This is a genomic window from Pseudarthrobacter sp. MDT3-1 (assembly GCF_054510755.1).
On record NZ_JBTNDX010000005.1, the window covers coordinates 1 to 26,819 of the forward strand.

At 65.2% G+C, this 26,819-nt stretch carries 22 protein-coding genes and 1 pseudogene; 16 read left to right on the forward strand and 7 right to left on the reverse strand.

Going from position 1 to position 26,819, the window contains the following annotated elements; all coding sequences use genetic code 11:
* Positions 1–256: 256 nt before the first annotated feature.
* The gene (locus ACX80X_RS05080) at positions 257–1,489 is read right to left on the reverse strand and encodes a hypothetical protein (protein WP_459311434.1); all 1,233 of its coding nucleotides are present in this window, start codon (positions 1,487–1,489) and stop codon (positions 257–259) included.
* Between ACX80X_RS05080 and ACX80X_RS05085 the strand changes: the two genes are divergently transcribed.
* The 10 genes from ACX80X_RS05085 (at position 1,442) to ACX80X_RS05130 (ending at position 11,176) form a co-directional block, all read left to right on the forward strand.
* Positions 1,442–2,335: a hypothetical protein gene (locus ACX80X_RS05085; protein ID WP_459311436.1), complete on the forward strand. Its 894-nt coding sequence runs from the start codon at positions 1,442–1,444 to the stop codon at positions 2,333–2,335. The two genes, ACX80X_RS05080 and ACX80X_RS05085, sit on opposite strands and share 48 nt — an antisense overlap.
* Positions 2,336–2,341: 6 nt before the next feature.
* Positions 2,342–3,331: an HAD-IIA family hydrolase gene (locus ACX80X_RS05090; protein ID WP_252609105.1), complete on the forward strand. Its 990-nt coding sequence runs from the start codon at positions 2,342–2,344 to the stop codon at positions 3,329–3,331.
* Positions 3,332–3,340: 9 nt separating this feature from the next.
* Positions 3,341–3,571, forward strand: coding sequence for a hypothetical protein (locus ACX80X_RS05095; protein ID WP_252609106.1), 231 nt, complete (start codon positions 3,341–3,343; stop codon positions 3,569–3,571).
* Positions 3,572–3,573: 2 nt separating this feature from the next.
* Positions 3,574–4,386 (forward strand): TlyA family RNA methyltransferase, encoded by an 813-nt coding sequence (locus ACX80X_RS05100; RefSeq protein WP_252609107.1) that lies wholly within the window; start codon positions 3,574–3,576, stop codon positions 4,384–4,386.
* Between the two features lie 13 nt (positions 4,387–4,399).
* The gene (locus tag ACX80X_RS05105) at positions 4,400–5,425 is read left to right on the forward strand and encodes an NAD kinase (protein ID WP_252614021.1); all 1,026 of its coding nucleotides are present in this window, start codon (positions 4,400–4,402) and stop codon (positions 5,423–5,425) included.
* A gap of 3 nt (positions 5,426–5,428) precedes the next feature.
* Positions 5,429–7,168 carry a DNA repair protein RecN gene (gene recN, locus ACX80X_RS05110; RefSeq protein WP_252609109.1) on the forward strand — a complete coding sequence of 580 codons (1,740 nt, stop codon included), beginning with the start codon at positions 5,429–5,431 and terminating at the stop codon, positions 7,166–7,168.
* Positions 7,169–7,256: 88 nt separating this feature from the next.
* Entirely contained in the window at positions 7,257–9,002 is a 1,746-nt protein-coding gene (locus tag ACX80X_RS05115) for a CTP synthase (RefSeq protein WP_252600686.1), read from the forward strand.
* Positions 9,003–9,027: 25 nt separating this feature from the next.
* On the forward strand, positions 9,028–9,690 hold the full coding sequence (locus tag ACX80X_RS05120) for an NUDIX domain-containing protein (protein ID WP_056342385.1): 663 nt from the start codon (positions 9,028–9,030) through the stop codon (positions 9,688–9,690).
* Positions 9,690–10,673, forward strand: coding sequence for a site-specific tyrosine recombinase XerD (gene xerD / locus ACX80X_RS05125; RefSeq protein WP_252600687.1), 984 nt, complete (start codon positions 9,690–9,692; stop codon positions 10,671–10,673). Before ACX80X_RS05120 ends, xerD begins: the two co-directional genes overlap by 1 nt.
* A gap of 29 nt (positions 10,674–10,702) precedes the next feature.
* Positions 10,703–11,176 (forward strand): 8-oxo-dGTP diphosphatase, encoded by a 474-nt coding sequence (locus tag ACX80X_RS05130; protein WP_252600689.1) that lies wholly within the window; start codon positions 10,703–10,705, stop codon positions 11,174–11,176.
* A 154-nt stretch (positions 11,177–11,330) separates the two neighbouring features.
* On the opposite strand, the gene ACX80X_RS05135 is transcribed toward ACX80X_RS05130, so the two are convergent.
* The 4 genes and pseudogenes from ACX80X_RS05135 to ACX80X_RS05150 form a co-directional block, all read right to left on the reverse strand.
* Entirely contained in the window at positions 11,331–12,470 is a 1,140-nt protein-coding gene (locus ACX80X_RS05135) for a bifunctional 2-methylcitrate synthase/citrate synthase (RefSeq protein WP_141140071.1), read from the reverse strand.
* A 75-nt stretch (positions 12,471–12,545) separates the two neighbouring features.
* Positions 12,546–13,451, reverse strand: a complete 906-nt coding sequence (gene prpB, locus ACX80X_RS05140) for a methylisocitrate lyase (RefSeq protein WP_252600691.1) — start codon at positions 13,449–13,451, stop codon at positions 12,546–12,548.
* A 33-nt stretch (positions 13,452–13,484) separates the two neighbouring features.
* The gene (locus ACX80X_RS05145; protein WP_252600693.1) at positions 13,485–15,005 is read right to left on the reverse strand and encodes an MmgE/PrpD family protein; all 1,521 of its coding nucleotides are present in this window, start codon (positions 15,003–15,005) and stop codon (positions 13,485–13,487) included.
* A pseudogene (locus ACX80X_RS05150) lies at positions 14,998–15,658 on the reverse strand (GntR family transcriptional regulator). Before ACX80X_RS05150 ends, ACX80X_RS05145 begins: the two are co-directional and overlap by 8 nt.
* A gap of 173 nt (positions 15,659–15,831) precedes the next feature.
* On the opposite strand from ACX80X_RS05150, the gene ACX80X_RS05155 reads away from it, so the two are divergent.
* The 3 genes from ACX80X_RS05155 (at position 15,832) to ACX80X_RS05165 (ending at position 20,970) form a co-directional block, all read left to right on the forward strand.
* The gene (locus ACX80X_RS05155) at positions 15,832–17,730 is read left to right on the forward strand and encodes an acetate--CoA ligase (protein WP_252609192.1); all 1,899 of its coding nucleotides are present in this window, start codon (positions 15,832–15,834) and stop codon (positions 17,728–17,730) included.
* Between the two features lie 527 nt (positions 17,731–18,257).
* Positions 18,258–19,832: an NCS1 family nucleobase:cation symporter-1 gene (locus ACX80X_RS05160; protein WP_252614022.1), complete on the forward strand. Its 1,575-nt coding sequence runs from the start codon at positions 18,258–18,260 to the stop codon at positions 19,830–19,832.
* Between the two features lie 40 nt (positions 19,833–19,872).
* Positions 19,873–20,970: a pyridoxal-phosphate-dependent aminotransferase family protein gene (locus ACX80X_RS05165; protein ID WP_252609112.1), complete on the forward strand. Its 1,098-nt coding sequence runs from the start codon at positions 19,873–19,875 to the stop codon at positions 20,968–20,970.
* A 17-nt stretch (positions 20,971–20,987) separates the two neighbouring features.
* Here ACX80X_RS05165 and ACX80X_RS05170 read toward each other — a convergent pair whose 3' ends face one another.
* Both ACX80X_RS05170 and ACX80X_RS05175 read right to left on the reverse strand, forming a co-directional pair.
* A complete protein-coding gene (locus ACX80X_RS05170; protein ID WP_252609114.1) occupies positions 20,988–21,701 on the reverse strand; it encodes a response regulator in 714 nt (237 codons plus the stop codon).
* Positions 21,698–23,338: a sensor histidine kinase gene (locus ACX80X_RS05175; protein WP_252609115.1), complete on the reverse strand. Its 1,641-nt coding sequence runs from the start codon at positions 23,336–23,338 to the stop codon at positions 21,698–21,700. The genes ACX80X_RS05170 and ACX80X_RS05175 overlap by 4 nt, the downstream gene beginning before the upstream one ends.
* Positions 23,339–23,477: 139 nt before the next feature.
* Between ACX80X_RS05175 and ACX80X_RS05180 the strand changes: the two genes are divergently transcribed.
* From ACX80X_RS05180 to ACX80X_RS05190, 3 genes are all read left to right on the forward strand, one after another.
* Positions 23,478–24,827, forward strand: a complete 1,350-nt coding sequence (locus ACX80X_RS05180) for a cation:dicarboxylate symporter family transporter (RefSeq protein WP_252609117.1) — start codon at positions 23,478–23,480, stop codon at positions 24,825–24,827.
* A 253-nt stretch (positions 24,828–25,080) separates the two neighbouring features.
* Positions 25,081–25,980: a ParA family protein gene (locus ACX80X_RS05185; RefSeq protein ID WP_252569374.1), complete on the forward strand. Its 900-nt coding sequence runs from the start codon at positions 25,081–25,083 to the stop codon at positions 25,978–25,980.
* A 7-nt stretch (positions 25,981–25,987) separates the two neighbouring features.
* Positions 25,988–26,800: a segregation and condensation protein A gene (locus ACX80X_RS05190; RefSeq protein WP_252609118.1), complete on the forward strand. Its 813-nt coding sequence runs from the start codon at positions 25,988–25,990 to the stop codon at positions 26,798–26,800.
* The last annotated feature ends 19 nt before the right edge of the window (positions 26,801–26,819 follow it).

A 26,819-nucleotide genomic window follows, 5' to 3' on the forward strand; every position in this document is an offset into this window, starting at 1 on the left:
GTGGGAGAGTAGGTCACCGCCGGAACATCATTACAGGTCGAGAGCCCCCCAACCACCAGGTTGGGGGGCTCTCCCACGTTAACCACCACACCACAAACACCCCACAAACGCAGGACTAGCCCGGAACCCCACCGAAAACGCGGCACCCACCACACCCGCCGCCGTCGTGCACCACACAACCCGGCACCCGAAGTGACAGAGCGTCCGGCTGAACGTCGCACGAACTGAGAGAGCATCCGGCGGAACACTCCAGGAACTACGAGAGCGTCACCTGGGGAGTGTGAACATTCCCACGACGGCGGCCTGGAGGCGGATCCATGTCATCTGTCGGTGGGGTCTCGCCTAGAATTGAGTGAGATGTACGGACTTCGAAGCGCTTGATTTCGGGTTGCGTAGGATAACGAAACACGGAACGAGCGGCTGCGATTGCGCCAGTGGTCGGCTCATAACAGGAGGAATCCCCATGGCTGAGCACAACGGCGGCAACCGCGGCGGCAACGACCGCGGTCCTTTCCGCGGCAACAACAATTCTGGCGGCGACCCGCGCGGATTCCGTTCCCGCGAAGACCGTAACCCAGAGGCTCCGAAGCGCGCGCCTGGTTCCGGCGAACGTAAGCCTTTTGGTGATCGTCCGCGTCGTGAAGGTGATGGCGAGCGTCGGACCTTCGGTGGTGGAGAGCGTAAGCCTTTCAGTGGTGGCGGAGACCGGAAACCGTTCACAGGCGGCGGCGGTGGTGAGCGGAAGCCCTATGGTGACCGTGACAACAAGCCTTTTGGTGACCGTCCGCGCCGCGAGGGTGACGGTGAGCGGAAGCCTTATGGTGACCGTCCGCGCCGCGAAGGTGACGGCGAACGTCGCAGCTTTGGCGGCGGAGAGCGCAAGCCCTTTAGTGGCGGCGGAGACCGGAAACCGTTCACGGGCGGCGAACGCAAACCCTATGGTGACCGTGACAACAAGCCTTTTGGTGACCGTCCGCGCCGCGAAGGTGATGGCGAGCGTCGCAGCTTTGGCGGCGGAGAGCGCAAGCCCTTTAGTGGCGGCGGAGACCGGAAACCGTTCACGGGCGGCGGCGAACGCAAACCCTATGGTGACCGTGACAACAAGCCTTATGGTGACCGTCCGCGCCGCGAAGGTGACGGCGAACGTCGAGGTTTCTCCGGCGGTGACAACCGCAAGCCGTTCGGAGACCGCCAGGACCGCGCCCCCCGCAGCTTTGACCGTGGCGATTCCGGCCCCCGCCAGTTCGGCAAGGACCGTGCAGAAGACCGCCCGGTCCGTGTACCCAACGCGCGTGACCTTCGCAGCGCGAACCGCCCGGACCGCGAACGTTCCCCGGAAATCGATGAGGATGTCACGGGCAAGGAGCTTGACCGCGCTACGCAGCACCAGATCAAGACCCTGGAAGACAAGAGCGCCGAGTGGGTTGCCCGCCACCTGGTAATGGCCGGACGCCTGATCGACGAAGAGCCCGAGCTGGCTTTCCAGCACGCCCTCGCCGCGAGCCGGCGTGGTGGCCGGCTGGCTGCCGTCCGTGAAGCCGTCGGACTCACTGCTTACGCGGCAGGACACTACGGCGAAGCACTGCGCGAATTCCGGACCTACCGCCGCATCAGCGGTTCAAACGTCCACCTGCCCGTGATGGCAGACTGCGAACGCGGACTCGGTCGGCCTGACCGCGCTCTCGACGTTGTACGTTCCGAGGAAGCCAAAGACCTGGACGCGCCCGGCAAAGTCGAACTGGCCATGGTTGCAGCCGGGGCCCGGACCGACCTCGGACAGCTGGACGCCGCCGTAGCAGAACTGGAAATTCCCCAGCTGGACATGAACCGGGCGTTCTCCTACAGCCCGCGGCTGTTCCGGGCCTACGCCAACGCCCTGTCCGGTGTTGGTCGGGAAGATGAGGCGGCAAAATGGCAGAAGCAGGCAGTTGTGGCTGAAAATGCCCTGGGCCTCGGCGTCGATGAGGAACCCGACATCGTGGACCTCGGCTGGGACGAGGAAGAGGAAGCCCGCGAGGAAGCCCAGCGCCGGCGTCTGCTGGAGCGAGCTGCCGCAGGCCCCGAAGCCACTGCTTCCACGCCCGCTGCCCGTTCCGAGGTAGCCGCGGAGAAGACTGCCGTTGAGGCCGCCGCCGTGGATGCAGAGATCGACGACGTGGAATCGGATTTCTTCGAGTCCGATGACGCCGAGTCTGACGAGGATTCCCTCGAAGCAGATGAGCTGGAAGCCGGCGACGCCGAGCACGGTGAAGAAGTGCGCGATGAAGAAGAGCACAGCGAAGCAGACGACAGCAGCAACGGCGTCGATGGCCACTCTGACGGACGGGACAGCTAGCGCGCTATGACTGAAGTTCCACTGATTTCCCTGTTCGACGCCCTTTTGGCGGACCTGGACGGCGTGGTCTACGCCGGGCAGCACGCCATCCCAGGCGCCGTGGACTCGCTGCAGCAACTGGAGGGTTTGGGCATTGGCCTGGGGTATGTCACCAACAATGCCTCCCGCACCCCGGCGCAGGTAGCGGCGCATCTCCGTGAACTAGGTGCACCGGCGGACGACGACCAGGTGGTCAGCTCCTCGCAAGCCGCGGCCGAACTCCTGGCGTCACTCGTCGCCCCCGGAGCGCGGGTGCTCATCACCGGCAGCCCCGCTCTGGCGCAGGAAATCGAGCTGGTGGGATTGACGCCTGTTTACAGCCAGGACGAGGATCCGGTAGCCGTGGTCCAGGGATTCAATCCCGGGATCAGCTGGAAAGATCTTGCCGAGGCGGCGTACGTCGTGTCGGCCGGAGCACTGTGGATCGCAACCAACACCGATATGTCCATTCCGCAGGCACGCGGCATAGCCCCGGGCAACGGCACCCTGGTGGCAGCTGTAGCCGCCGCCACCGGACAGACGCCGCAGGTTGCCGGCAAGCCGGAGGCCCCGCTCTTCCACGCCGCCGCCAAACGGCTCACGGCTGACCGCCCGCTGGTGGTGGGCGACCGTCTGGACACCGACATCCTCGGCGGCAACAACGCCGGGTTTGCCACGGTGGCAGTGCTGACCGGCGTCGACACCACAGCTAGCATCCTGGCCGCACGCACTGCGGAACGCCCGGACTACATCATCAATTCCCTCAGCGACCTCCACCGCCCCTACCCGGCGCTGGACCACACTGACGGAACGCACCGCTGCGGGGCCTCCACTGCGCGGGTCAGCGGTGACACTATCCACGTCAGCGGCAGCGAGAGCGACCTGGATTCCTGGCGGGCCGCCTGCGCCGCCTGGTGGACTGCGGTCCCCGACGCCGCACTGCCCACCGAACCCAAACTCGAGTGGCGCAATCATTAGACTGGTCCAATGACTGAGCTGAACGAACCGCACCATCCGGAAGCAGCCCAGCCAACACAGGAATGGCCGGACACGGCGGCGTCGGCAACCAGCGATCCATCCATTGCGGCGATAACGGCCGCGCTGGACGGCGTCGAACGGTTGCCCGTGTCTGAGCATGAGGCTGTTTACAGCGACCTCCACGATGCCCTGCTGCACGCGTTGAACGAAGAGGCCCCAAACGGCGAAGGAGACGCTTGAGCATGGCACGACTTGACCAGGCGCTCGTCGCCCGCGGCCTGGCCAGGTCCCGGACCCACGCTGCTTCGTTGATCGCCGAGGGCAAGGTGAGCTCGGCCGGGCAGGTCCTGTCCAAGGCGTCCCTCCAGGTCGACGACGGCAAGGACCTGTCGGTCGAGCACACGGAAGAGGACAGCTACGTCAGCCGGGCCGGCCACAAGCTCGCCGGCGCTCTGGACGTATTCCCGGAGGTCACGGTTGCGGGCAAAAGGTGCCTGGACGCCGGCGCCTCCACCGGCGGCTTCACCGAGGTGCTCCTGCGGCGCGGTGCGGCACACGTGGTGGCCGTCGACGTCGGCCATGACCAGCTCGTCCCGCAACTCCGCGCCGATGACCGCGTAGCCGTGCATGAAGGCATGAACGTGCGGTACATGGCGCCGGAGGACATCGGCGGCCAGGCCGAACTCACGGTAGCCGACCTCTCCTTCATCTCGCTGACCCTGGTGGTCCTGCCCCTGGCGCTGTGCACGCAGCCGGGCGGCGATCTGGTGCTGATGGTGAAGCCCCAGTTCGAGATCGGCAAGGACCGGCTGGGCCGCACCGGTGTGGTCACCTCCGAGCGCGAACGCCGGATGGCAGTGGAAAAAGTTGCCAATGCGGCGCTCGACGCCGGACTGGACTTATGCGGCTTAGCGGCCAGTCCGCTGCCGGGCCAGGACGGAAACGTCGAATACTTCCTGTGGATAAAGCGCAGGATGACCCAAGAACTGCCTAAGATCGAAGAGCGCCTCGCAGCCATTGACGGATTGCTTGGCCGAATCTGGCCGAACCACTAGAAAGCGGAACCCGATGAGCAGGCGAGTACTTGTCCTTGCCCACACTGGCCGCGAGGAGTCACTGAAGGCCGCCTGGGAAGCCTGCGCCCAACTGCATGACTCCGGCATTGTTCCCGTCATGCAGGAGTCTGAGCTGCGTGACATGGAAAGATTCTTCGGGCAGCTCACGCAGCCGGTGGAGATCCTGCACGACCATGTACAGCTGCCGGACGTCGAGCTGGTGATGGTCCTGGGCGGTGACGGCACCATCCTGCGCGCCGCAGAGCTGGTGCGCGAGGTGGACGTACCCTTGCTGGGCGTCAACCTTGGCCACGTCGGCTTCCTGGCCGAGAGCGAGCGGGCGGACCTGGCCCAAACGGTGGAATGGATTGCCCGCCGCGACTACACGGTTGAAGAGCGCATGACCATCGACGTCCAGGTCTGGGTCCGCGGCCAGAAGATCTGGCATACCTGGGCCCTGAATGAGGCCGCGATCGAAAAGGGCAACCGCGAACGCATGATCGAGGTGGTGACCGAAGTGGATGAGCGCCCGCTGACGTCCTTCGGCTGCGACGGCGTGGTGGTGGCCACCCCCACAGGCTCCACCGCGTACGCGTTTTCCGCCGGCGGGCCCGTCGTGTGGCCGGAGGTCGAGGCCCTGGTGATAGTTCCCATCAGCGCCCACGCGCTCTTTGCCAAACCGCTGGTGGTATCGCCCCGGTCCCGGCTGGCCGTGGAAGTCCTCACCCGCACCGGTGCCCAGGGTGTGCTCTGGTGCGATGGCCGGCGCTCCGTGGACCTGCCGCCCGGCGCCCGGGTTGAAGTGACCAAGTCCGCCACTCCGGTCAGGCTGGCCAGGACGCACCAGACGCCCTTTTCAGCGCGTCTGGTCCGCAAATTCGAACTCCCCATTCACGGCTGGCGCGGGCCCGTGCCGCAGTCGGAGACGATTCACACCGGACCCATCCCGATCGTCCGGACGCCGCGGCCCAGGCCGCCGCTCCAGCTTGCCTCCGGCGACCAGCCGGAGGACGATACCGATCCCACGACCGCAAAGTGAACCATGCTTGAAGAACTGAGAATCCGCGATCTGGGCGTCATCACCGACGCCACGCTGCCGCTGGGCCCCGGGCTGAGCGTCGTTACCGGCGAAACCGGTGCCGGCAAAACGATGGTGGTCACCGCCGTCGGCCTACTGCTGGGGGCGAGGTCCGACGCCGGGGCGGTCCGGAGCGGGGCGAAGAGCGCCACGGCGGAGGCCGTCCTCAAGCTCGACGCCGGGCATCCGGCGATTGCCCGGGCAGTTGAAGCGGGTGCCGACGTGGAGGAGTTCGACGGCGGCGCTGAGCTTATTCTTGCGCGTCGCCTCGGTGCGGACGGGCGCAGCCGGGCCTTCCTGGGCGGGCGGGCCGCCCCGGTGGGCGTTCTGGCGGAGATCGGTGAAACCCTCGTGGTGGTCCACGGGCAGTCGGACCAGATCAGGCTGAAGGGGGCGTCCGCCCAACGCGGCGCCCTCGACAAATTTGCCGGCGATGCGCTGGCGGGCCCGATGGCCTCCTACCAGGCGCTCTACAGCCATTGGAAGGCCAGCCAGGCGGAGCTGGAAACCCTTCGCAGCGCCGCCCGGGACAGGCTCCGCGAGGCCGAGTCGCTGGAAGTCGCCCTGGCCGAAATCAGCACCGTGGATCCGCAGCCGGGGGAGGACGAATCCCTCAAGGCGGAGGCTGTGAAACTGGCCAACGTAGAAGAGCTCAGGATTGCGGCGAACACGGCGCACCAGGCGCTCATCGCGGAGGACTACGGTGACGCGGGCGACGCCACCACCCTCGTGGACGTTGCGAAAAGGACCCTGGAGCACGTGGCCGAGCACGACGCCGAGCTCGGGTCCGCCGCAGCACGGTTGGCCGAAGTGGGCTTCCTGCTCAACGACATCGCCACGGAGCTGGCCAGCTACCAGGCCGGCCTGGACTCAGAGGGTCCGGAACGCCTCGCCGAGATCGAGGACCGGCGGGCCGCCCTGGCCACGTTGGTCCGCAAGTACGCCCCCAGCATTGACGAAGTCCTGGTGTGGGCGGAAAACGCCCGGGTCCGTTTCGACGAGCTGCAGGACGACTCCACCAGGATCGAAGCCCTGGACGCAGACGTTGTCCGTACCGAAGCGGAACTGCAGAAGCAGGCTGCCGCCGTCAGCAAAATCCGGGCCAAGGCTGCCAAGGACCTCTCCGGCCGGGTGAGCTCGGAGCTGAAGGCACTCGCCATGGCCGACGCCACGCTGGTCATCACCCGTGAGGCGGCCGGTCAGCTGACACCGCATGGAGCCGACGAGATCGCGTTCCTGCTCCAGCCGCACTCCGGAGCCCCGGCCCGTCCGCTGGGCAAGGGCGCCTCCGGTGGCGAACTCTCCAGGGTCATGCTGGCCATCGAGGTGGTGCTGGCCGCTGTGGACCCGGTGCCCACGTTTGTGTTTGACGAGGTGGACGCCGGGGTCGGTGGCCGGGCCGCCGTCGAAATTGGCCGCCGGCTGGCCATGCTGGCACAGCACGTGCAGGTCCTGGTGGTCACACACCTGCCGCAGGTGGCAGCCTTCGCGGACCAGCACATCACTGTCACCAAGACATCCGTCAGAGGGGCCGACGGCGGCACCGCCACCGGGTTCACGTCCAGTGATGTTCGCCTCCTCGACGGCCAGGAGCGGGTGCGGGAGCTCGCCCGGATGCTGGCCGGCCAGGAGGATTCAGAATCAGCCCAGGCGCACGCCCAGGAGCTGCTGGACGACGCAAAACTGCTGCCGCAGCGGGCCTGACGGCCTGCACCCCTTGATCGCAGGGCGCCTTGCCATGCACACTGGATCATTTGGGGAGACAGTTCCTGATCGGGGAAAGGCTCAATTGATGATAGGCTCGAATTCCGTGGTGCAGCGATCAAATTCCCGTGTAAATTCCCGGTTCCCGGGCTCGTCCAAGACGACCAAACACATCTTCGTAACCGGTGGTGTGGCGTCCTCGCTCGGTAAGGGACTGACGGCTTCGAGCCTCGGTCACCTCCTGCGGGCACGCGGTCTGTCTGTAACTATGCAGAAGCTCGATCCCTATCTGAACGTGGATCCGGGCACGATGAACCCCTTCCAGCACGGCGAAGTCTTCGTCACCGACGACGGCGCCGAGACGGACCTGGACATCGGACACTACGAGCGGTTCCTCGACGAAAACCTCGAGGGCTCAGCCAACGTGACCACCGGCCAGGTCTACTCCACCGTGATCGCCAAGGAACGCCGCGGCGAATACCTCGGTGACACGGTCCAGGTCATCCCGCACATCACCGATGAGATCAAGCGGCGCATGCGGCTTCCGGCCGAGGGCAAAAACGCGCCGGACGTCATCATCACTGAAATCGGCGGCACCGTGGGCGACATCGAGTCGCAGCCCTTCCTCGAGTCGGCCCGCCAGGTCCGCCAGGACATTGGCCGCGGCAACGTCTTCTTCGTCCACGTCTCCCTGGTGCCCTACATCGGACCCTCGCAGGAACTGAAGACCAAACCGACGCAGCACTCCGTGGCAGCCCTGCGCTCCATCGGCATCCAGCCCGAGGCCATCGTGGTCCGCTCGGACCGCGAAGTCCCCGAGCCGATGCGCGCCAAGATCGGCCGCATGTGCGACGTCGATATCGAAGCCGTCATCGGATGCCCGGATGCCCCCAGCATCTACGACATCCCCAAGACCCTGCACACCCAGGGACTGGATTCCTACATCGTCCGTGCACTGGACCTGCCGTTCAAGGACGTTGACTGGACCAGCTGGGACAAGCTGCTCGAAGCAGTGCACAACCCCAAGCACCACGTGGAAATCGCGCTGGTGGGCAAGTACATCGACCTGCCGGACGCCTACCTGTCCGTGACCGAGGCCCTGCGTGCCGGCGGCTTCGCCAACGACACCAAGGTCAAGATCCGCTGGGTACCGTCGGATGAATGCGAAACCCATGAAGGCGCCGTGGCGTCCCTGGACGGCGTGGACGCCATCTGCGTTCCCGGCGGCTTCGGCATCCGCGGCCTTGAAGGCAAGCTGGGCGCCCTGAAGTACGCCCGTGAAGCCAAGCTGCCTGTCCTGGGCCTGTGCCTGGGCCTGCAGTGCATGGTGATCGAATATGCGCGCAACGTGGTGGGCCTTGAGGGCGCTTCCTCCAGCGAATTCGAGCCGGATTCGAAATACCCGGTGATTGCCACCATGGAAGAGCAGCTGGACATCGTGGACGGCAAGGGCGATCTTGGCGGCACCATGCGTCTGGGCCTGTACGAGGCAAAGCTCGACGACGGCTCGGTCATCGCAGAGACCTACGGGAAAACCACCGTCAGCGAACGCCACCGGCACCGCTACGAGGTCAACAACAAATACCGCGACCAGATCGCCGCCGAGGGCCTCGTGTTCTCCGGAACGTCGCCGGACGGCAAGCTTGTGGAATTCGTAGAGCTGCCCCGCGAGGTCCACCCGTTCTACGTGGCAACCCAGGCGCACCCTGAACTGAGCTCACGGCCCACGCGGCCGCACCCGCTCTTCGCCGGGCTCGTCAAGGCCGCACTGGACCACCAGAAAGCACAGGACGCGCCGGCAGCCAAGCCGTTGCGTACGGTTGCCGCAAAATAAAACCGAATAAGTAGAGGACGGCGCGATGCCCGGCACACCTGAAACCCCACAAGCTGCACGGCAGGTTTCGGATGCGCCGAGCCCGCGCCGTCTTCTGTCTACGGAGAAGGTCTATGAGGGTCGGATCTGGGATGTGGTCAGTGACAGCTTCCAGCTGAGCGAGACTGGGGAGTCCCTGACCCGCGACTACATCGACCACCCCGGCGCGGTGGCTGTCCTGCCGATGAACGACGCCGGCGAAGTTCTGCTGATCAGGCAGTACCGGCACCCCGTGGGCATGGACCTTTGGGAAATCCCTGCCGGCCTGCTGGATGTGGAAGGCGAAGATTTTGTGGCGGGCGCTGCCCGCGAGCTCGCCGAGGAGGCGGACCTTGCAGCCGGCGAATGGAACGTCCTGGTGGACTTCTTCAACTCGCCGGGCTCCTCCAGCGAGGCCATCCGCATCTACCTCGCCCGGGACCTCACCGACGTGCCTCACCACGAACGCCATGAGCGGACCGATGAGGAGGCCGAGATTGAATTCCACTGGATCGCCCTGGACGACGCTGTGGCCGCAGTCCTGGAAGGCAGGCTGCACAACCCGTCCGCCGTCGTCGGAATCCTGGCCGCCGCCGCGGCGAAAGCTGACGGCTTTGCGGGATTGCGTCCGGCGGATGCACCCTGGCCTGCGCACCCCAGCCAGCGTTGATGACGGCGAGTACTGAGGCGGCAGCCCCGACGCCGCCCGTCCGGCCACAGGCGGCCATCGACCGCGCCATCACCGAGTATCTGCAACATATGGGCGTGGAACGCGGCCTGGCCGTAAATACACTCTCCGCCTACCGCCGTGACCTGACCCGGTATTCCCGCTACGTGACGTCGGAAGGCTGCCACGGCCCGGGCCAGATCACCCGCCACCACGTGACGGGGTTCCTGATGGCCCTCAACGACGGATCCGACGGCGGCACAGCGCTGGGCGTCCGGTCTGCCGCCAGGACTGTGGTGGCCGTCCGGGGGCTGCACAAGTTCTGGGCTCTGGAGGGGATCACAACGACGGACCCCGCCAGCGACGTCCACCCGCCCATGCCGGGCAAAAGGCTGCCCAAGGCCATCAGCGTGGACGAAGTCACCCGGATCCTTGAAGCCGCGAGCACGGACACCGCCACAGGGCTCAGGGACCGGGCCCTGCTCGAATTTCTCTATTCCACCGGGGCGAGGATCAGCGAGGCCGTGGGCCTGGACGTTGACGACATCGCCCTGCACGAGGCCGAAGCCGGGCCCGCCGTGGTCCGCCTGTTCGGCAAGGGATCCAAGGAACGGCTGGTGCCGCTGGGATCCTATGGGGCGCGGGCTGTGGACGCGTACCTGGTGCGCGGCCGTCCACTGCTGGCGGCGAAGGGCAAGGGAACGCCCGCCCTGTTCCTGAACGCCCGCGGCGGCAGGATCAGCCGGCAAAGCGCCTGGACCATCCTGAAGGCGGCCGCGGACAAAGCCAACGTCACCAAGGATGTTTCCCCGCACACACTGCGACACTCGTTCGCGACGCATCTGCTCGAAGGCGGCGCTGATGTCCGCGTGGTGCAGGAACTCCTGGGGCACGCCTCAGTTACCACAACGCAGGTCTACACCCTGGTTACGGCTGACACACTGAGGGAAATTTACGCAGCAGCCCACCCTCGGGCGCTGGGCTGACGCCGGCGGCCAGGCTATAGGGTTGGGGCATGACGTTTACCCCTGTCACGCTGTGCTTTCTCACCCGTGAGTCCGCCGGTGTGCCACAGGTCCTGCTTGGCCTGAAGAAGACCGGCTTCGGCCGCGGCAAAGTGGTGGGACTTGGCGGCCATGTTGAGCCGGGGGAGACGGATGAAGAGGCTGCCTGCCGCGAAGTCCACGAGGAAGCCGGGATTGTGGTCCGGCAGGAGGATCTGCGCGACGCCGGCGTGGTGACCTTCGATTTTCCTGCCCGCCCGGAGTGGAACATGAGTTCGCGGCTCTTTGTCGCAGCCAGTTGGACCGGGCAGCCGGCCGAAAGTGCCGAGATCCGGCCGGAATGGTTCGACGTCGGCGCCTTGCCGGTGGACCGGATGTGGCAGGACGCAGCGCACTGGCTGCCGCTCGCCCTTGCCGGGTCTTTCTTGCGCCTGACAGTGGTCCTGAACGATGACAACGAGACCGTCCGCGAAGTGCTGGACTGATCACGCCCCACCTCTGCGTTGGCGTAACGGCCGACGGCGGGCCGGCCACCCAAAGGTGACCGGCCCGCCGTCGTGCGTCCATTGGGGGCCGGTTGGGCCCACGCCGGCGAGGGACCCGAACCGAGCTTGCGAGGTTGGGAGCCGGTGGGGCGGATTACGGAACGTGCCGTTCGTCCGGTCCGTTGTACTCGCTCAGCGGGCGGATCAGGGAGTTGCTGGCTGCCTGTTCCATGATGTGGGCGGTCCACCCGGTGATGCGGCTGGCCACGAACAGGGGAGTGAACGTGGCAGTGTCGAAGCCCATCAGGTGGTAGGTGGGGCCGGCCGGGTAGTCGAGGTTCGGTTTGATGGCCTTGGCCTCGTCCATGGCCTGCTCGAGGCCGTTGTACAGCCCCAGCAGTTCAGGGCGGCCGTAGTGGGCGATCATTTTGTCCAGCGCGGCCTTCATGGTGGGGACGCGGGAGTCCCCGTGCTTGTAGACGCGGTGGCCGAAGCCCATGACCTTTTTCTTGTGGGCCAGTGCATCCTCCATCCAAGCCTTTGCCCGGGCGGCCGCTTCGTCCAGTGATTCCTCAGGCCGGATGCCGATCTCGTCGAAGGTGTGCATCACGGCTTCGTTGGCGCCGCCATGCAGCGGGCCCTTGAGTGCGCCGATTGCGCCCGTTACTGCCGAGTGCAGGTCGGACAGGCTGGAGGTGATCACGCGGGCGGTGAAGGTGGAGGCGTTGAAGGAGTGCTCGGCGTACAGGATCATCGAGACGTTGAAGGCCTCCACGACCTCCGGGACCTGGTCTTCGCCGAACGCCATCCACAGGAAGTTTTCCGAGTAGCCCAGGTCATCACGGGGCTCCACGACTTCCTGGCCGCGCCGGCGTCGCTGGTCGTAGGCGACCACCGCGGGCATGGCTGCGAAGAGGTCCACGGCCTTGGCCATGTTGGCCTCGGGCGAGGAGTCCTCGGCCAGAGGGTGGCGGGCGCCCATGACGGATGCTGCGGTCCGGCAGACATCCATCGGGTGGGCGGTAGTGGGAATTGTGTCGACGATCTTCTTCACCACAGGATCAAGGGCGCGGCCGGCGCGCTCGCGGGCAGAGAACGCGGACAGCTCTTCAGGGGTGGGCAGTTCGCCGTTCCACAAGAGGAAGGCCACTTCCTCGAAGCTGCATTTGGCGGCGAGCTCCTGGACGGGATAGCCGCGGTACAGCAGCGAATTGGTGTCCGGGTTGACCTTCGAAACCGCGGTGTAGTCCACCACGACGCCGGCCAGGCCCTTCTTGATATCAACAGCTTCCATGCTGTCCTCCTTCGTTCATTGGGCAAGCCCGGATGTGCCGGAATGCTTGCAGTCTCCTTGGTGAGCTCTCGGGTCCTAGCGGACGCCGGGAATTTGGAAGTTGAAAACGCCGGTATCGAAGTGGTTGTAGGCCTCATAGTCCACAAGGTCATAAAGCCGCGCACGGGTGAGCATGTTCTCCACCTGTGCTTCCTGCGACCCTGTTGCCTTGATCGATTCCAGAGTACGCTCTGCTGCGCCCATGGCAATGCGCAGCAGCGTGACCGGATAAATGACCATGTTGACGCCCACACCCTGCAGCTGGTCCACGGTGAACAGATCGCTCTTGCCGAACTCGGTCATGTTGGCAAGGATCGGCACGTCCACGGCGTCGCGGATGGCCTGGAACTCGGACAGGTCCTTCATCGCTTCCGGGAAGATGGCGTCAGCACCGGCTTCCACGAGGGCCCGTGCCCGGTCCTTGGCGGCTTCGATTCCCTCCACGGCGCGGATATCGGTCCGGGCCATGATGAGGAAGTTCGGATCGCGGCGGGCGTCGGCCGCGGCGCGGATGCGCTTGGTGGCCGTGTCCTGGTCCACCACGTTCTTGCCGTCCAGGTGCCCGCAGCGCTTGGGATTGAACTGGTCTTCGATGTGGCAGCCGGCCAGGCCGGCGTTCTCCAGTTCCTGGATGCTGCGGGCCACGTTCATGGGCTCGCCGAAGCCCGTGTCCGCGTCCACCAGCGTGGGCAGGTCAGTCATTCGGGCGATCTGCCCGGCACGCGTGGCCACCTCGGTGAGGGTGGTCAGCCCGATGTCCGGCAGGCCCAGGTCATTGGCCAGCACCGCTCCGGAGACGTAAACACCGGCGAAGCCCTTTTCCTCGATCAGCCGCGCCGAGAGCGGGCTGAACGCGCCCGGGAACTGCTGGATGGTGCCGGACGCGAGCATGGCGCGAAGCGCGATCCGCTTCTGTTCCGGGGTTGTCTTGGAATACAGCATCTGATTCTCCTGTGCGGGGTGGGTAGGCAGAGCTTAGAAGAGGCCGGCGGGTGCGTTGCTGAGGTCGATGACGCCGGGGGCGGCGGTGATGTTCAGCTGGTCCAGTTCGCCCGGGCCCAGGTCCGGAAGGCTTTCGGCGGCGGCGAGGAATCGCTCGATTTCCTCCTCTGCGACCAGACCGGCTGCCAGGGTGCGGAACTTGTTGATGTACTGCTGGCGGGCGAACGGCCGGGCGCCGAGCGGGTGCGCGTCCGCTACGGCGATCTGGTCGGTGATGACCGTGCCGTCGTTCAGGGTGATCTCCACGGAACCGCCGAAGGCCTTCTCGGCGATGTCCAGCGAATGGTAGCGGCGGGTCCATTCGGCGTCTTCGACGGTGCTGACCTTGTTCCACAGCTCCACAGTGTCGGCGCGGCCGGCACGCTCAGGACTGTAGGAGTCAACGTGGTGCCAGGAGCCGTCCTGGAGTGCCACCGTGAAGATGTACGGGATGGAGTGGTCCAGGGTTTCCCGGCTGGCCGTGGGGCTGTACTTCTGCGGGTCGTTGGCGCCCGAACCGATCACGTAGTGCGTGTGGTGGCTGGTCTTGATCAGGACCGACGTCACGTTGGACGGGTCCGTTGCCTCGGGGTGCTCAGTATGCAGCTTGCGGGCCAGATCGATCCAGGCCTGGGCTTGGTATTCGGCGGAGTGTTCCTTGGTGTACGTGTCCATGATGGCGCGCTTGGCTTCGCCGGCCTCGGGCAGCGGGACCTCGTAGGAGGCGTCCGGGCCATCCAGCATCCAGGCGATCACGCCGTCTTCGCCTTCGTAGATCGGCACGGGGGAGGTCTGGCCGCGCATGGAGCGGTCCACGGCTTCCACCGCCATCTTGCCTGCGAACGCCGGCGCGTGCGCCTTCCAGGTGGAGATTTCGCCCTTGCGGGACTGGCGGGTGGCCGTGGTGGTGTGCAGCGCCTGGCCGACGGACTGGAAGATGGTCTCGACGTCCAGGCCCAAGAGTGTGCCGATGCCGGCAGCGGCGGACGGGCCGAGGTGGGCCACGTGGTCGATCTTGTGCTTGTGAAGGCAGATCGCCTTGACCAAGTTGACCTGGATCTCGTAGCCGGTGGCGATGCCGCGGATCAGGTCCTTGCCGCTCGCGCCGACGTGCTGTCCAACGGCGAGAATCGGCGGGATGTTGTCGCCAGGGTGGGAGTAGTCAGCCGCCAGGAACGTGTCATGGTAATCGAGCTCGCGGACGGCCACGCCGTTCGCCCAGGCTGCCCACTCGGGGGAGACGCGGTCCGTGATGCCGAAGACGCCGGCGCCCTTGCCGTTGGTGGTCGGTGCGTGGGTCAACGCCTGGGCGCGGGCAGCCACGATCGGGCCGCGGTTCAGGGAAGCGATGGCCACGGAGGCATTGTCGATGACACGGTTGATGACCATCTCGGTGACCTCGGGCGTGACCTCGACGGCGTCGGCGGCGACGACGGCGATCTTGTGCGCCAGCTGGTCTTCACGGGCCAGGTTCTCTTCGCTCTTGTAGACGCGGACGTGGTTGAGCTTAACCATGGTGCTCCTTCTTAGTGCTGTGGGTGGGTAGCTTTGACGTGGGAAAGGCTGCGGTGCAGGTGCAGGGTGGTGGCTGCTTCGGCAAGCCTGGCGTTGCCTGCGGCGATGGCCTCCGCGATGGCCGCGTGTTCGACGGCGGCAGCGTACAGTCGCGGGGCGTCATCGGCCGCGAGGCGGCGGACCCGGACCAGATGGACACGCAGGCTGCGCATCGCCTGCGCGAGGTAGGAGTTGGAGATGGCGGCGTCGATCGCCTCATCCAGCCGGCCCACCAGGGCGTAATACTCATGCCGGGCCGGATCGGTGTCGCTGATCAGCTCCTGCGCCCGCAGGAGATCGGTGTGGAGCTTCTCAAAGACAGCGCGCTCGCCGCGTTCGGCAGCCAGGGCTGCAGCCTTGCCCTCGAGGGTTTCGCGGAGCTCGAACATCTCATCGATGTCCTCCAGTGAGATGTCGGTGACGACGACGCCGCGGCCGCCTGCCGCCGTCGTCAGCCCTTCTGCGCTAAGCCGGCTCAGCGCCTCCCGGACCGGAGTGCGTGAGACGCCCAGGCGCTCCGACTGCTCCACTTCGGCGAGGACCGTTCCGGGCGTCAGGCGCCATTCGATAATGTCTTCGCGAAGCGTCGCATAGGCTTTGTCGCTGGCCCGCATGGTCCCTCCCGTCAATCTGCTCATGGGCACCAGTGTATACACGAATTGCCGAAAGACCCAGCAAAAGCCAGTTGATCAGCGAAATAGCCGCAGGTATGTATACATAGGCCTTGTCTGGTGCGGGTTGCCCGCATAGCATGGTGGCAACACAGCGACGTGAACGGGAGCCCATGATGGTCAGCGGAAATTACCGGGAAACATATTCGCGCAGCATCGAAAAGAAGGACGCCTTCTGGCTTGAGGCAGCAGGCGGCGTGACCTGGTCCAGGACGCCGGAAACCGCGCTTGATGGATCGGCCGCCCCGCTGTTCCAATGGTTTCCCGATGGCATGCTCAACACGAGCTACAACGCCCTGGACCGCCACGTTGAGGCCGGCCGCGGGGACCAGGATGCCCTCATCTACGACTCCGCGATGCTGGGGATCAAACGCACGTACAGCTACGCCGAACTGACGGACCTCGTGGCGCGGTTCGCGGGTGTGCTGCGCTCGCAGGGAGTCCGCAAAGGGGACAGGGTGGTCATCTACATGCCCATGATTCCCGAGGCCGCCATCGCGATGCTGGCGACCGCCCGGCTCGGGGCCGTGCATTCGGTGGTTTTCGGCGGATTCGCGCCCAAGGAACTCGCCGCCCGCATCAAGGATGCCGGTCCGGCCGCGATTGTGACGGCGTCCGGCGGGATTGAGCCCTCGCGCCGGGTGGAGTATCTTCCGGCGGTTGCCGAAGCGCTCGAACTCGCCGGCGCTGGGCAGACGCCCGTCATAGTCAAGGACCGGGAAGGCTTTGTGCACTCGGCATCCGAGTATCCGGACTGGCTGGACTGGGACCGGTGCTTTGACGCGGCCGCCCCGGCGGCAGCAGTGGATGTCGCAGCAACCGACCCCCTTTACATCCTCTACACCTCGGGCACCACCGGCACGCCGAAGGGCGTTGTACGGGACAACGGCGGCCATGCAGTGGCGCTCAGCTGGACCATGGCAAACATCTACGACGTCGGTCCGGGTGACGTGATGTGGACGGCGTCCGACGTCGGCTGGGTGGTGGGTCATTCCTACATTGTTTATGGCCCGCTGCTGGCCGGTGCCACCACGGTCCTCTACGAGGGCAAGCCCGTGGGGACGCCTGATGCGGGAGCGTTCTGGCGCGTGGTGCAGGACCACAAGGTCAACGTCCTGTTCACCGCACCCACGGCCCTGCGCGCGATCCGCAAGGCCGATCCTCAGGCGGCAGAGCTGGCCCGGTACGACATCTCCACCCTGCGCACGCTGTTTGCGGCCGGCGAGCGGCTGGACACGGACACCTACCGCTGGGCAGGTGAGGTCCTGGGTGTTCCGGTGGTGGACCACTGGTGGCAGACCGAAACCGGCTGGGCCATCTGCGCCAACCCTCGCGGGCTGGAGGACCTTCCCTTCAAGCCCGGGTCACCTACCGTGCCCATGCCCGGCTTCGAACTGAAGATTGTCGACGGCTCCGGGGCGGCGGTGCAGCAGGGGGAGGAGGGCAACATTGTCCTGCAGCTTCCCTTGCCTCCCGGAACCCTTACAACCCTGTGGCAGAACGACGACCGCTATGTGTCCTCGTACCTGGCTGCCTTCGAAGGCAGCTACGCCACGGGCGACAGCGGCTACCGGGATGCTGACGGCTACGTCTTTGTGATGGGCCGGACCGACGACATCATCAACGTGGCCGGCCACCGGCTGTCCACCGGTGCGATTGAGCAGGTCATCGCCAGCCATCCGGCCGTCGCTGAATGTGCCGTGATCGGCGTGGCGGATCCCCTCAAGGGTCAGCGGGCCAGCGGCTACGTGGTGCTCAAAGCAGGGGTCACCACCCCTGAGGACGAGCTGGTCCGGGAGCTGATCGCCCTTGTCAGGAAGGACATCGGGCCGGTGGCCGACTTCAAACACGCCACAGTGGTCGAAGCGCTCCCCAAGACCAGGTCAGGGAAGATCCTGCGCAAGACCATGCGGCAAATAGCCGACGGCGAAGCGTACGTGGTGCCCTCCACGATTGACGATCCGGACGTCATCGGGCAGTTGCTGGGCGAGCTCCGGCCAGAAGGCGCCGTTTAGTACTGCAGTCGCGTTTAGTTTGGGCTCCATCGGCGGTTTAACCGGACTTTCCGCCCGGAGCCTCTTGAGCGTTGGTGGTGAGTAATGGCAGAAAGCGGTGAACTGATCGGGCAGCGGCAGCGGCGTCGGGGTTGAGCAGGTGGTCGAGTGAATGGACACGACTGAATGTCCACGACGCCGGCACACTGCACCAGAAGATCCCATCACCCCGGGCCAGGGCAAGGCGCTGTCCGGGAACGTACGCGAGAGCTATCTGCGGGCACCGTGGTGGACACCGAGGCCGGCGCATCCGGCGGGGAAAGCTGAGCGCTCCCCGAAGCACCGCGACGTCGAACCCCCGGACGCGAAGAAGCCTTGACCGTGATCTGCCCCACAGCTACATTAGTTTCACGGCACGAAAGATTTTTTCCGAGATGCGGAATTTTAATTCCATGGGCGCCACCCGTACAAGGGTGGTGCTCCGCATCCGCAGCACCAGTTCCCGTCCACACCCGCAACGCCCTTTCCGCCACTCGGAGGTCTGCATTATGTCCCACCAACACGGTCCCGACGAGCACGGGCACCCGAATCTGATTGACCCGGAGCCGTGGGGCACCGGTGACCCCGCGGTCGAGGAGATCGTGAGGGGAGGGCCAGCCACGCGGGTCCAGGTGCCCGCGGGCGTGAGCCGCCGACTCTACAACGAGGACCTGGCGCCCACCACGCGCAAGGGCCGCACCTGGCACGCCTACAGCATCTTCACGCTCTGGGCGAATGACGTGCACTCGCTGGGCAACTACGTGTTCGCCATCGGACTGTTCGCCCTGGGATTGGGCGCCTGGCAGATCATGCTCGCCTTCCTGCTCGGCGCCGTCCTGCTGTTCCTTCTCCTGAACCTCTCGGGGTTCATGGGCGAGCGGACGGGCGTGCCGTTCCCGGTCATGAGCAGGATCGCGTTCGGCATCCGGGGCTCCAATATCCCAGCCATCATCCGCGGCGCTGTGGCCGTGGCATGGTTCGGCATTCAGACCTATCTGGCCTCGGTGGTGCTCCGGGTGCTCATCTTGGCCCTCGCGCCGTCCCTGGCGCCGCTCGATACAGACTCGTTCCTCGGACTCTCGACTCTGGGCTGGATCTCGTTCGTTGCGCTGTGGGCGATGCAGACGGTGATCGTGAGCTTCGGCATGGAGATGATCCGCAAGTACGAGGCCTTCGCCGGCCCCATAATCCTGGTCACCATGCTCGCGCTGGCCGTCTGGATGTTGGTGGAGGCCGGCGGGACCATCGCCTGGTCCACCGCCGACTCGCTGACCGGCCCAGTGATGTGGGTGCGGATTTTCCAGTCCGCGGCGCTATGGGTCGTCGTCTACGGGACGTTCGTGCTGAACTTCTGCGACTTCACCCGGGGCGCGCCCTCGGAGCGGTCGGTGGTACGCGGCAACTTCTTCGGCATCCCCATCAACATGCTCTTCTTCGCCGCCATCGTGATCGTCCTCGCCGGCGCCCAGTACAAGATCGACGGAACAGTCATCGAGTCGCCCACCGACATCGTCAACGCCATCCCGAATACGTTCCTGCTGGTGCTTGCCTGCCTGGCTCTGATCATCCTGACGGTGGCCGTGAACCTCATGGCCAACTTCGTGGCTCCCATCTACACACTGGCCCACCTTTTCCCGCGGACCCTGACCTTCCGCCGCGCAGCCATTATCTCCGCGTTGATCGGCCTAGTGATCCTGCCGTGGAACCTGTACAACTCGCCCGTGGTCATCGTCTACTTCCTCGGCGGGCTGGGCGCCCTCCTGGGGCCACTGTTCGGCGTGATAATGGCCGACTACTGGCTGGTCCGGAAGGGCCGGGTCAACATTCCGGATTTGTACTCGGACTCCCCCGACGGGGAGTATGCCTACACCCGTGGCGTCAACCGGAAGGCTGTCATCGCGGGTACACCGGCCGCGATCGTCGCCCTGGTGCTGGCTCTCGTCCCTGCGTTCACCTACATTTCCGGCTTCTCCTGGTTCGTCGGCGCGATCCTGGCCGCCGTCACCTACCTTCTGATCATGGATCGCCACGCGCCGTTCCACGCCGTCGACGGCGAGGAGATCGCTGTCGCCCCGAAGCACTGACCGGCCCCACAAGGGCAAGAGCCCCAACGAAGGAGTTCCAATGCTTCAGGTATTGACCTCGCGGTTCCTGTTCGGTCCGGGACCGAGCAACTGCTACCCCGAAGTGACCGCCGCATTGGCGCATCCGGTGATTGGGCACCTGGATCCGGTCTTCATTGAACGGCTCGATAGCACCTGCGAGGGCCTCCGCACGGTCTGGGGGACTCAGAATGCCCGCACTCTGCCATTGAGCGTCACCGGTTCCGGCGGCATGGAAGCGGCTTTTGTGAACACCGTGGACGACGGCGATGTGGCAGTGATCGCCGTCAACGGCCTCTTCGGTGAGCGCATGTGTGACGTGGCCCGCCGCTGCGGCGCCACTGTGGTTCGTGTAGACCACGAATGGGGCACGCCCATCGACGTCGAACGCGTCCTGGCGACCCACCCGCGGCCGAAGGTGATTGCGGCCGTCCACGCTGAAACGTCGACTGGCGTGCTGTCCGACGTCGCGTCGCTCGGGCAGAACAAGGGTGATGCGCTGTTAATTGTCGACGCCGTGACATCCATCGGCGGCCTGGAACTCCTGGCAGACGACTGGGGAATCGACGTCGGCTATGCCGGCACCCAGAAATGCCTCGGCGTGCCACCGGGGCTGTCGCCCTTCACCATGTCGGGTAGGGCCTTCGAGCGAAGGATCAAGAATCCCCGCTCCTGGTACCTGGACGTCGGACTGCTCGGCGGTTACGTCGGGGCCGCCAGCGGCAGCGGCAGAACCTACCATCACACGCCGCCGGTCACCATGATCGCCGGTCTCGAGGCGGGCTTGCAAAGAATCCTGGCCGAGGGACTGGACGCGGTCCAGGCGCGCCACCGCGCGGCAGGGGCCGCGTTGCAGGCGGGGCTCCAGGAGATGGGACTTGAGCTGTTCGCGGCCGAGGGCCACCGGCTGCCCAGCCTCACCACTGTCAAGGTCCCGGACGGTGTCGACTCCGCGGCCGTGCGCCGCCATCTTCTGGAGCACTTCAGCATCGAGATTGGCTCAGGGGCGGGCAAGTATGCTTCCAGCATCTGGCGGATCGGAATGATGGGACCCAACGCAAACGCCGCATCAGTGACTCTGGCGCTGGGGGCCCTCAAGGAAGCCATCGCCTCTGCCTAGCCACAGACTCTGCAGTATCAGGGCCGCTTCCAGCCGTATTCGTTCTCCGGGCGGCCGGGGGTGCCATAGCGCGGGGCGCGGGTGAGGGTGCCGGCGTCGGCCAGGTATTCGAGGTAGCGGCGGGCGGTCACCCGGGACATGCCAAGCGCCGCCATGACCTCTGTGGCCGAAACGGATCCCGAATGCTGTTTCAGGTACTCCTTGACGGAGTCGAGCGTGGAGACGGACAGGCCTTTCGGCAGAGGCAATTCCGACGGCGCCCGGAGGCTCGCGAACGCCTGGTCCACATCGCTCTGGGAAGCCCCGGTCCTGCCCGCCCCGGACTCCGGGGAGGCCAACTGCTGCCGGAACAACCGGTAGCTGGAGAGCTTGTCTTCGAACGTGGCAAAGGTGAAGGGCTTGATCAGGTACTGGACCACGCCGATGGCCACGGCGCTCCGGACAATCGCCACTTCCCGGACCGCGGTGATGGCAATAATGTCCGCCAGGATTCCTGCCGCACGCATCCGCCGGGCAATGTCCAGCCCATGCAGGTCCGGAAGGTTCATGTCGAGCAGGACCAGTTCCACCGGCTCGCCGGCAGCCGCGAGCTCCCCCAGCAGCCTGAGCGCGGACTGGCCGTCAGGGGCCATCCCGGCCAGCATAAATCCTGCCATCCTGCCCACGTAGGCCGCGTGCGCGGCCGACGCCACCGGCTCGTCTTCCACAACGAGGACGCGGATATCGCTCACTGGAACTGCTCCTCTTTGTCGGTTCCGGCGGCCATGGCCGGCAGGAAGACCTGGAAGCGTGCGCCGTCCTTGCCGGTGATGGTCATGGTACCGCCCAGGCGCTGCACAGCCTGGCGGACGAGGGCCAGGCCAATGCCGCGTCCGAACGGACCGGACGCCTTGGTGCTGAAGCCATGCCGGAAAATATCCTCCACGGCGGCGGGGTCCACGCCGGAGCCGGAATCCTCCACCGTGATGTCCAGGCCCTCGGCGTCGGACTCCACGGTCAGCTCCACCGTCCTCGGAACCGCGCCATCCGCGGCGGCGTCGATCGCGTTGTCCAGGAGGTTTCCCAGAATGGTGACAAGGTCCTGGACGGCCAGGCCCGCAACGGACGCAGACCCCTCGGCGGAGAGCGTCAGCTTCACCCCGCGCTCATTCGCTTCGGCCGCCTTACCCATGATCAGGGCGCTGAGGACCGGCTCGTCCACGGAGCTCACCATCTCGTCGGTCAACTGCTGGCTCAGTTCGAGGTCCTTCGTGGCGAACTCCAAGGCCTCCCGGGTTCGCCCCAGCTCCAGCAGGGAAACCATGGTGTGCAGCCGGTTGGCGTGCTCGTGGGTCTGGGCACGGAGGGCGTCGGACAGCGTCCGCATCGTTTCCAGTTCACTGCCCAGCGATTCGATCTCCGTCCGGTCCCGGATGGTGGCCACGGTGCCGAACACCGCCGGCCGGCGGAGGCCGGGGGAGTCGGGACCCACGGCCGGGCCCTGGTTCACCACCACAATCCGCGGACCCGTCAGATGGATTTCATCGTGGGCCGTGCGGCCGGATTCAAAGAGTTCCTTCAGGCTCTCGGCAAGAGGCAGGTCTGACAGCAGGGGTGGCCGCAACTGGTCGTCGCCTGAACCGCGGTGCTCCAGTCCCAGCAACTCGGCTGCATGGTCGTTGTACATGACCACCCGGCCCTTTGTGTCGATCAGGATGAGCCCCTCGCGGACGGAGTGCAGTACTGATTCGTAATAGGCGAACAGCTGTGCCAGCTGTTCCGGGCCCCACCCCCTGGTGACACCGCGCAGGTAGCGTCCCAGTAACCAGGCTGCGAGTGACCCCCCGAAGAGCATGGCCAGAACAATGATCACTACAGCGGGCAGCCTTCCCAAAACGTCACCGTCGACGGACCCTACGGTGACGCCCGCAGCCACAAGCCCTCGCACTGTTCCCCCACTGTCGAGCAACGGGACGATGGTGCGCACGGAGGGGCCGAGGGTTCCGGAAACTATTTCAGTCTCAGGACGCCCCTTAAGGGCAGCGTCGATGGAGCCGATGTAGGGCTTCCCTAGCTCCTGATCGTTCGGGTGCGTCCAGCGGGTCCTGTCCGGCGCCATGATCGTGACAAAGTCCGCGCCGGCACCTTCCATGACGTCTTTCGCGTAAGGCTGGAGGATTGATGACGGATCGGTAGACTCGATCGCCTCCAGTACAAGGGGGTTCGTGGCCACGGCTGCCGCAATGCCGCGCATCCGAAGTCCGGCCTCGGTGTAAGTGCGGTCCCGGGCGTCGAGGTACGATGCCGTTCCGACGAGCATCGTCAGAGCCAGCGTGAACAGCAGGTGTGTGACCAAAAACCTCTTGGCAAGACTCCATTTGTGGATCATCGGCACCTTCCATGACCAATATGAACGCAACGGTGAGCTATGTCACGGTGTGCCTAATGATGGATATCACACCGGACCGACGCTATGGGCCAGAGACTGCGCCGCAGCGTCTACCAGATTATCCATAAGGAGACACATCATGGCTTCTCAACGAGGAGAGTCAGCAGCGCCTGCAAAGGCCGCCCGCAAGGGGCTGGACAAATCCCATTACCTTTACATCGCCGTCATTGTCGCCGTGATCGCGGGCGCCGTCGTCGGCCTCCTGTTTCCCGAGGTCGGCAAATCGCTGAAACCGCTCGGCGACGGCTTCATCAAGCTCATCAAGATGATGATCGCGCCGATCATCTTCTGCACCATCGTCCTGGGCATTGGCTCCATAGCCAAGGCAGCCACCGTAGGCAAGGTGGGCGGCCTGGCCTTGGGCTACTTTATGGTTATGTCCACGTTCGCGCTGGGCATCGGCCTTGTGGTAGGCAACCTGATCCACCCGGGTGAAGGTTTGAAGCTGGCGGCGTACGACCCCAGTAAGAAGGCAGAAGTAGACAGCACCGTTGCCTTCCTCCTGGGCATCATTCCGGGCGACATTCCCGTTCTGCCAACACTCTTCGCTGCCATCCTCGTAGGCTTCGCCCTCCAGAAGATGGGTGCGCAGGGCGCTCCTGTCCTGAAGGCCATCGGCCACGGCCAGGTAGTGGTGTTCAGGATCCTGATCATGATCATGTGGCTTGCTCCGGTGGGCGCCTTCGGTGCCATCGCCGCCGTCGTCGGTGCCACTGGTGTCGCGGCAATCGTGAGCATGGCCACCCTCATGGTGGCCTTCTACATCACCTGCGCCCTCTTCATAGTCGTGATCCTCGGCGGTCTGCTCCAGGTGGTGACCGGCGTGAACATCTTCAAGCTGATGAAGTACCTGGCCCGCGAATACCTCCTGATCTTCTCCACCTCCTCCTCCGAGGCCGCACTGCCCCGTCTGATCGCCAAGATGGAGCACCTGGGCGTGTCCAAGCCGGTCGTCGGCGTCACCGTGCCCACCGGTTACTCCTTCAACCTCGACGGCACGGCCATCTACCTGACCATGGCATCGCTGTTCGTGGCCAACGCCATGGGAACCCCTCTGGATCTCGGCGCCCAGGTATCCCTGCTCATCTTCATGATCATCGCCTCGAAGGGTGCAGCCGGTGTCACAGGTGCAGGCCTCGCCACACTGGCCGCTGGCCTCCAGGCACACAAGCCCGAGCTCCTCGGCGGCGTAGGCATGATCGTCGGGATCGACCGCTTCATGTCCGAAGCCCGCGCATTGACCAACTTCACGGGCAACGCTGTGGCCACGCTCCTGATCGGGACCTGGGTCAAGGAGATCGACGGCGAGCAGGTCCAGCGCGTCCTGTCCGGCGAAGAGCCCTTCGACGAGCAGACCATGATCGCCGGCCACCACGAGGTACACGAAACCCCGGCGCAGCCGGTGCAGCCAGTTCCGGCAAACGCCTAGTCCATAGAGGACAAGTCCTTAAGGGACAAGCGCCAGGCGCGGAAAACCGCCCGCACAGACAACCTGTGCGGGCGGTTTTGCGTCGGGACTGGTCAACCTTCGACCTCAGGTAAAAGGTCAAGGCTCAAACACCATCAAAAGTCAAGTTCCACAGAATGCCGTGTCGGGCGTTGTAGCCTTGGGTGGAAACAAGCATGGGCGCTGGTCAGTCAGCGGCAGAACAATGACCGTCATCGAAAGTGTGGAGAGATACGTGAGCAGCGAACAGGGTTCAGCAACTCTGGAAGGCACGGAACTCGATCTGGAAGACGCCGTGATGGGTCCCACAGGGCGCCCCTACCGTGAATTTCCGGAGCCCGCGCCGCTGCAGTCCCATGGTCCGGCCCGCGTCATCGCCATGGTCAACCAAAAAGGCGGCGTAGGTAAGACCACATCCACCATCAACCTTGCAGCAGCGCTGGCCGAGTACGGCCGCCGTGTCCTCCTGGTTGACTTTGATCCCCAGGGTGCCCTGTCAGCAGGCCTGGGGATCAACCCGCACGAGCTTGATCTCACCATCTACAACGTCCTCATGGACCGCAAGGTGGACATCCGCGACGCCATCCACCAGACCGGCGTCGAAAACGTGGACCTGCTGCCAGCCAACATCGACCTCTCCGCCGCAGAAGTGCAGCTGGTCAATGAAGTCGCCCGTGAGCAGGTCCTGGACAGGGCGCTGAAAAAAGTCGAAGACGATTACGACGTCGTCCTGATTGACTGCCAGCCCTCCCTGGGCCTGCTGACGGTCAACGCCCTGACCGCCGCCCACGGCGTGATCATCCCGCTGATCTGCGAGTTTTTCGCACTCCGTGCGGTAGCCCTGCTGGTGGAAACCATCGACAAGGTCCAGGACAGGCTGAACCCCGGACTGCAGGTTGATGGTGTCCTGGCCACCATGTACGACGCCCGTACGCTCCACAGCCGCGAAGTCATCACCCGCCTGGTGGAAGCCTTCGGCGACAAAGTCTTCGAGACCGTCATCAAACGCTCCATCAAGTTCGCGGACGCCACCGTCGCGGCCGAACCGATCACCAGCTACGCAGGCAGCCACATCGGCGCCGATGCCTACCGCCGCCTGGCCAAAGAGCTGATTTCGCGCGGCGGCGCACCCTAAAGACGCCGTGGCCGAGTCCAAACCCGGCTTTGAGGTGCGGCTTGCCAACTTCACCGGCCCGTTCGACCTCCTGCTGGGCCTGATCGCCAAGCACCAGCTGGACATTACCGAGGTGGCCATTGCCACCGTCACTGATGAGTTCATCAAGTACATCAGGAAGCTCCAGAAGCTCGGCGAGGAATGGGCGCTGGATGAAGCCAGCGAATTCCTGGTCATCGCCGCCACACTCCTGGATCTCAAGGCGGCAAGGCTCCTGCCCGCCGGTGAAGTCGAGGACGATGAGGACATCGCCCTGCTGGAAGCGCGGGACCTCCTTTTTGCGAGGCTCCTCCAATACAAGGCGTTCAAACAGGTGGCAGCCCTGATGGCCGGAACCCTGGAACACGAAGCCAGCCGGTTTCCGCGTCAGGTTGCCTTGGAGGAGCACTTTGCCGCCATGCTCCCGGAACTTGTGTGGAAGCACACGCCGGACCAGTTCGCCCGCCTGGCCGAGGCCGCCCTGAAGGCCAAGACGCCGCGGCCCACCGAGGTGGGCCTTGCCCACCTGCACGGCAGTGCCGTCAGCGTGAAGGAACAGGCCGAGATCCTGGGGCTCCGGCTCCAGCTGGGGAAGCCCCTGTCTTTCCGTGCGCTGATCGCCGACGCCGATTCCACGCTCGTGGTGGTGGCCAGGTTCCTGGCATTGCTGGAGATGTTCCGGGACAGGGCAGTCTCCTTCGACCAGGTGTCGCCCCTGGGGGATCTCACCGTGCACTGGACGGTGGACGGCCGGGACTGGTCAACAGAAAACCTAAGCGAAGAATACGAGGAACTGTCGTGAGCCAAGAACTTCCGGAGCC

Excerpts from the sequence above, each read along its gene's own strand:
- ACX80X_RS05175 (WP_252609115.1), bottom strand. The coding sequence starts at position 23,338 with ATGATCCACAAATGGAGTCTTGCCAAGAGGTTTTTGGTCACACACCTG.
- ACX80X_RS05160 (WP_252614022.1), top strand. The coding sequence starts at position 18,258 with ATGTCCCACCAACACGGTCCCGACGAGCACGGGCACCCGAATCTGATT.
- ACX80X_RS05105 (WP_252614021.1), top strand. The coding sequence starts at position 4,400 with ATGAGCAGGCGAGTACTTGTCCTTGCCCACACTGGCCGCGAGGAGTCA.
- ACX80X_RS05090 (WP_252609105.1), top strand. The coding sequence starts at position 2,342 with ATGACTGAAGTTCCACTGATTTCCCTGTTCGACGCCCTTTTGGCGGAC.
- ACX80X_RS05100 (WP_252609107.1), top strand. The coding sequence starts at position 3,574 with ATGGCACGACTTGACCAGGCGCTCGTCGCCCGCGGCCTGGCCAGGTCC.
- ACX80X_RS05120 (WP_056342385.1), top strand. The coding sequence starts at position 9,028 with ATGCCCGGCACACCTGAAACCCCACAAGCTGCACGGCAGGTTTCGGAT.
- ACX80X_RS05095 (WP_252609106.1), top strand. The coding sequence starts at position 3,341 with ATGACTGAGCTGAACGAACCGCACCATCCGGAAGCAGCCCAGCCAACA.
- xerD (WP_252600687.1), top strand. The coding sequence starts at position 9,690 with ATGACGGCGAGTACTGAGGCGGCAGCCCCGACGCCGCCCGTCCGGCCA.
- prpB (WP_252600691.1), bottom strand. The coding sequence starts at position 13,451 with ATGCTGTATTCCAAGACAACCCCGGAACAGAAGCGGATCGCGCTTCGC.
- recN (WP_252609109.1), top strand. The coding sequence starts at position 5,429 with ATGCTTGAAGAACTGAGAATCCGCGATCTGGGCGTCATCACCGACGCC.
- ACX80X_RS05115 (WP_252600686.1), top strand. The coding sequence starts at position 7,257 with ATGATAGGCTCGAATTCCGTGGTGCAGCGATCAAATTCCCGTGTAAAT.
- ACX80X_RS05165 (WP_252609112.1), top strand. The coding sequence starts at position 19,873 with ATGCTTCAGGTATTGACCTCGCGGTTCCTGTTCGGTCCGGGACCGAGC.
- ACX80X_RS05135 (WP_141140071.1), bottom strand. The coding sequence starts at position 12,470 with ATGGAAGCTGTTGATATCAAGAAGGGCCTGGCCGGCGTCGTGGTGGAC.
- ACX80X_RS05155 (WP_252609192.1), top strand. The coding sequence starts at position 15,832 with ATGGTCAGCGGAAATTACCGGGAAACATATTCGCGCAGCATCGAAAAG.
- ACX80X_RS05145 (WP_252600693.1), bottom strand. The coding sequence starts at position 15,005 with ATGGTTAAGCTCAACCACGTCCGCGTCTACAAGAGCGAAGAGAACCTG.
- ACX80X_RS05130 (WP_252600689.1), top strand. The coding sequence starts at position 10,703 with ATGACGTTTACCCCTGTCACGCTGTGCTTTCTCACCCGTGAGTCCGCC.
- ACX80X_RS05180 (WP_252609117.1), top strand. The coding sequence starts at position 23,478 with ATGGCTTCTCAACGAGGAGAGTCAGCAGCGCCTGCAAAGGCCGCCCGC.
- ACX80X_RS05085 (WP_459311436.1), top strand. The coding sequence starts at position 1,442 with ATGGCCGGACGCCTGATCGACGAAGAGCCCGAGCTGGCTTTCCAGCAC.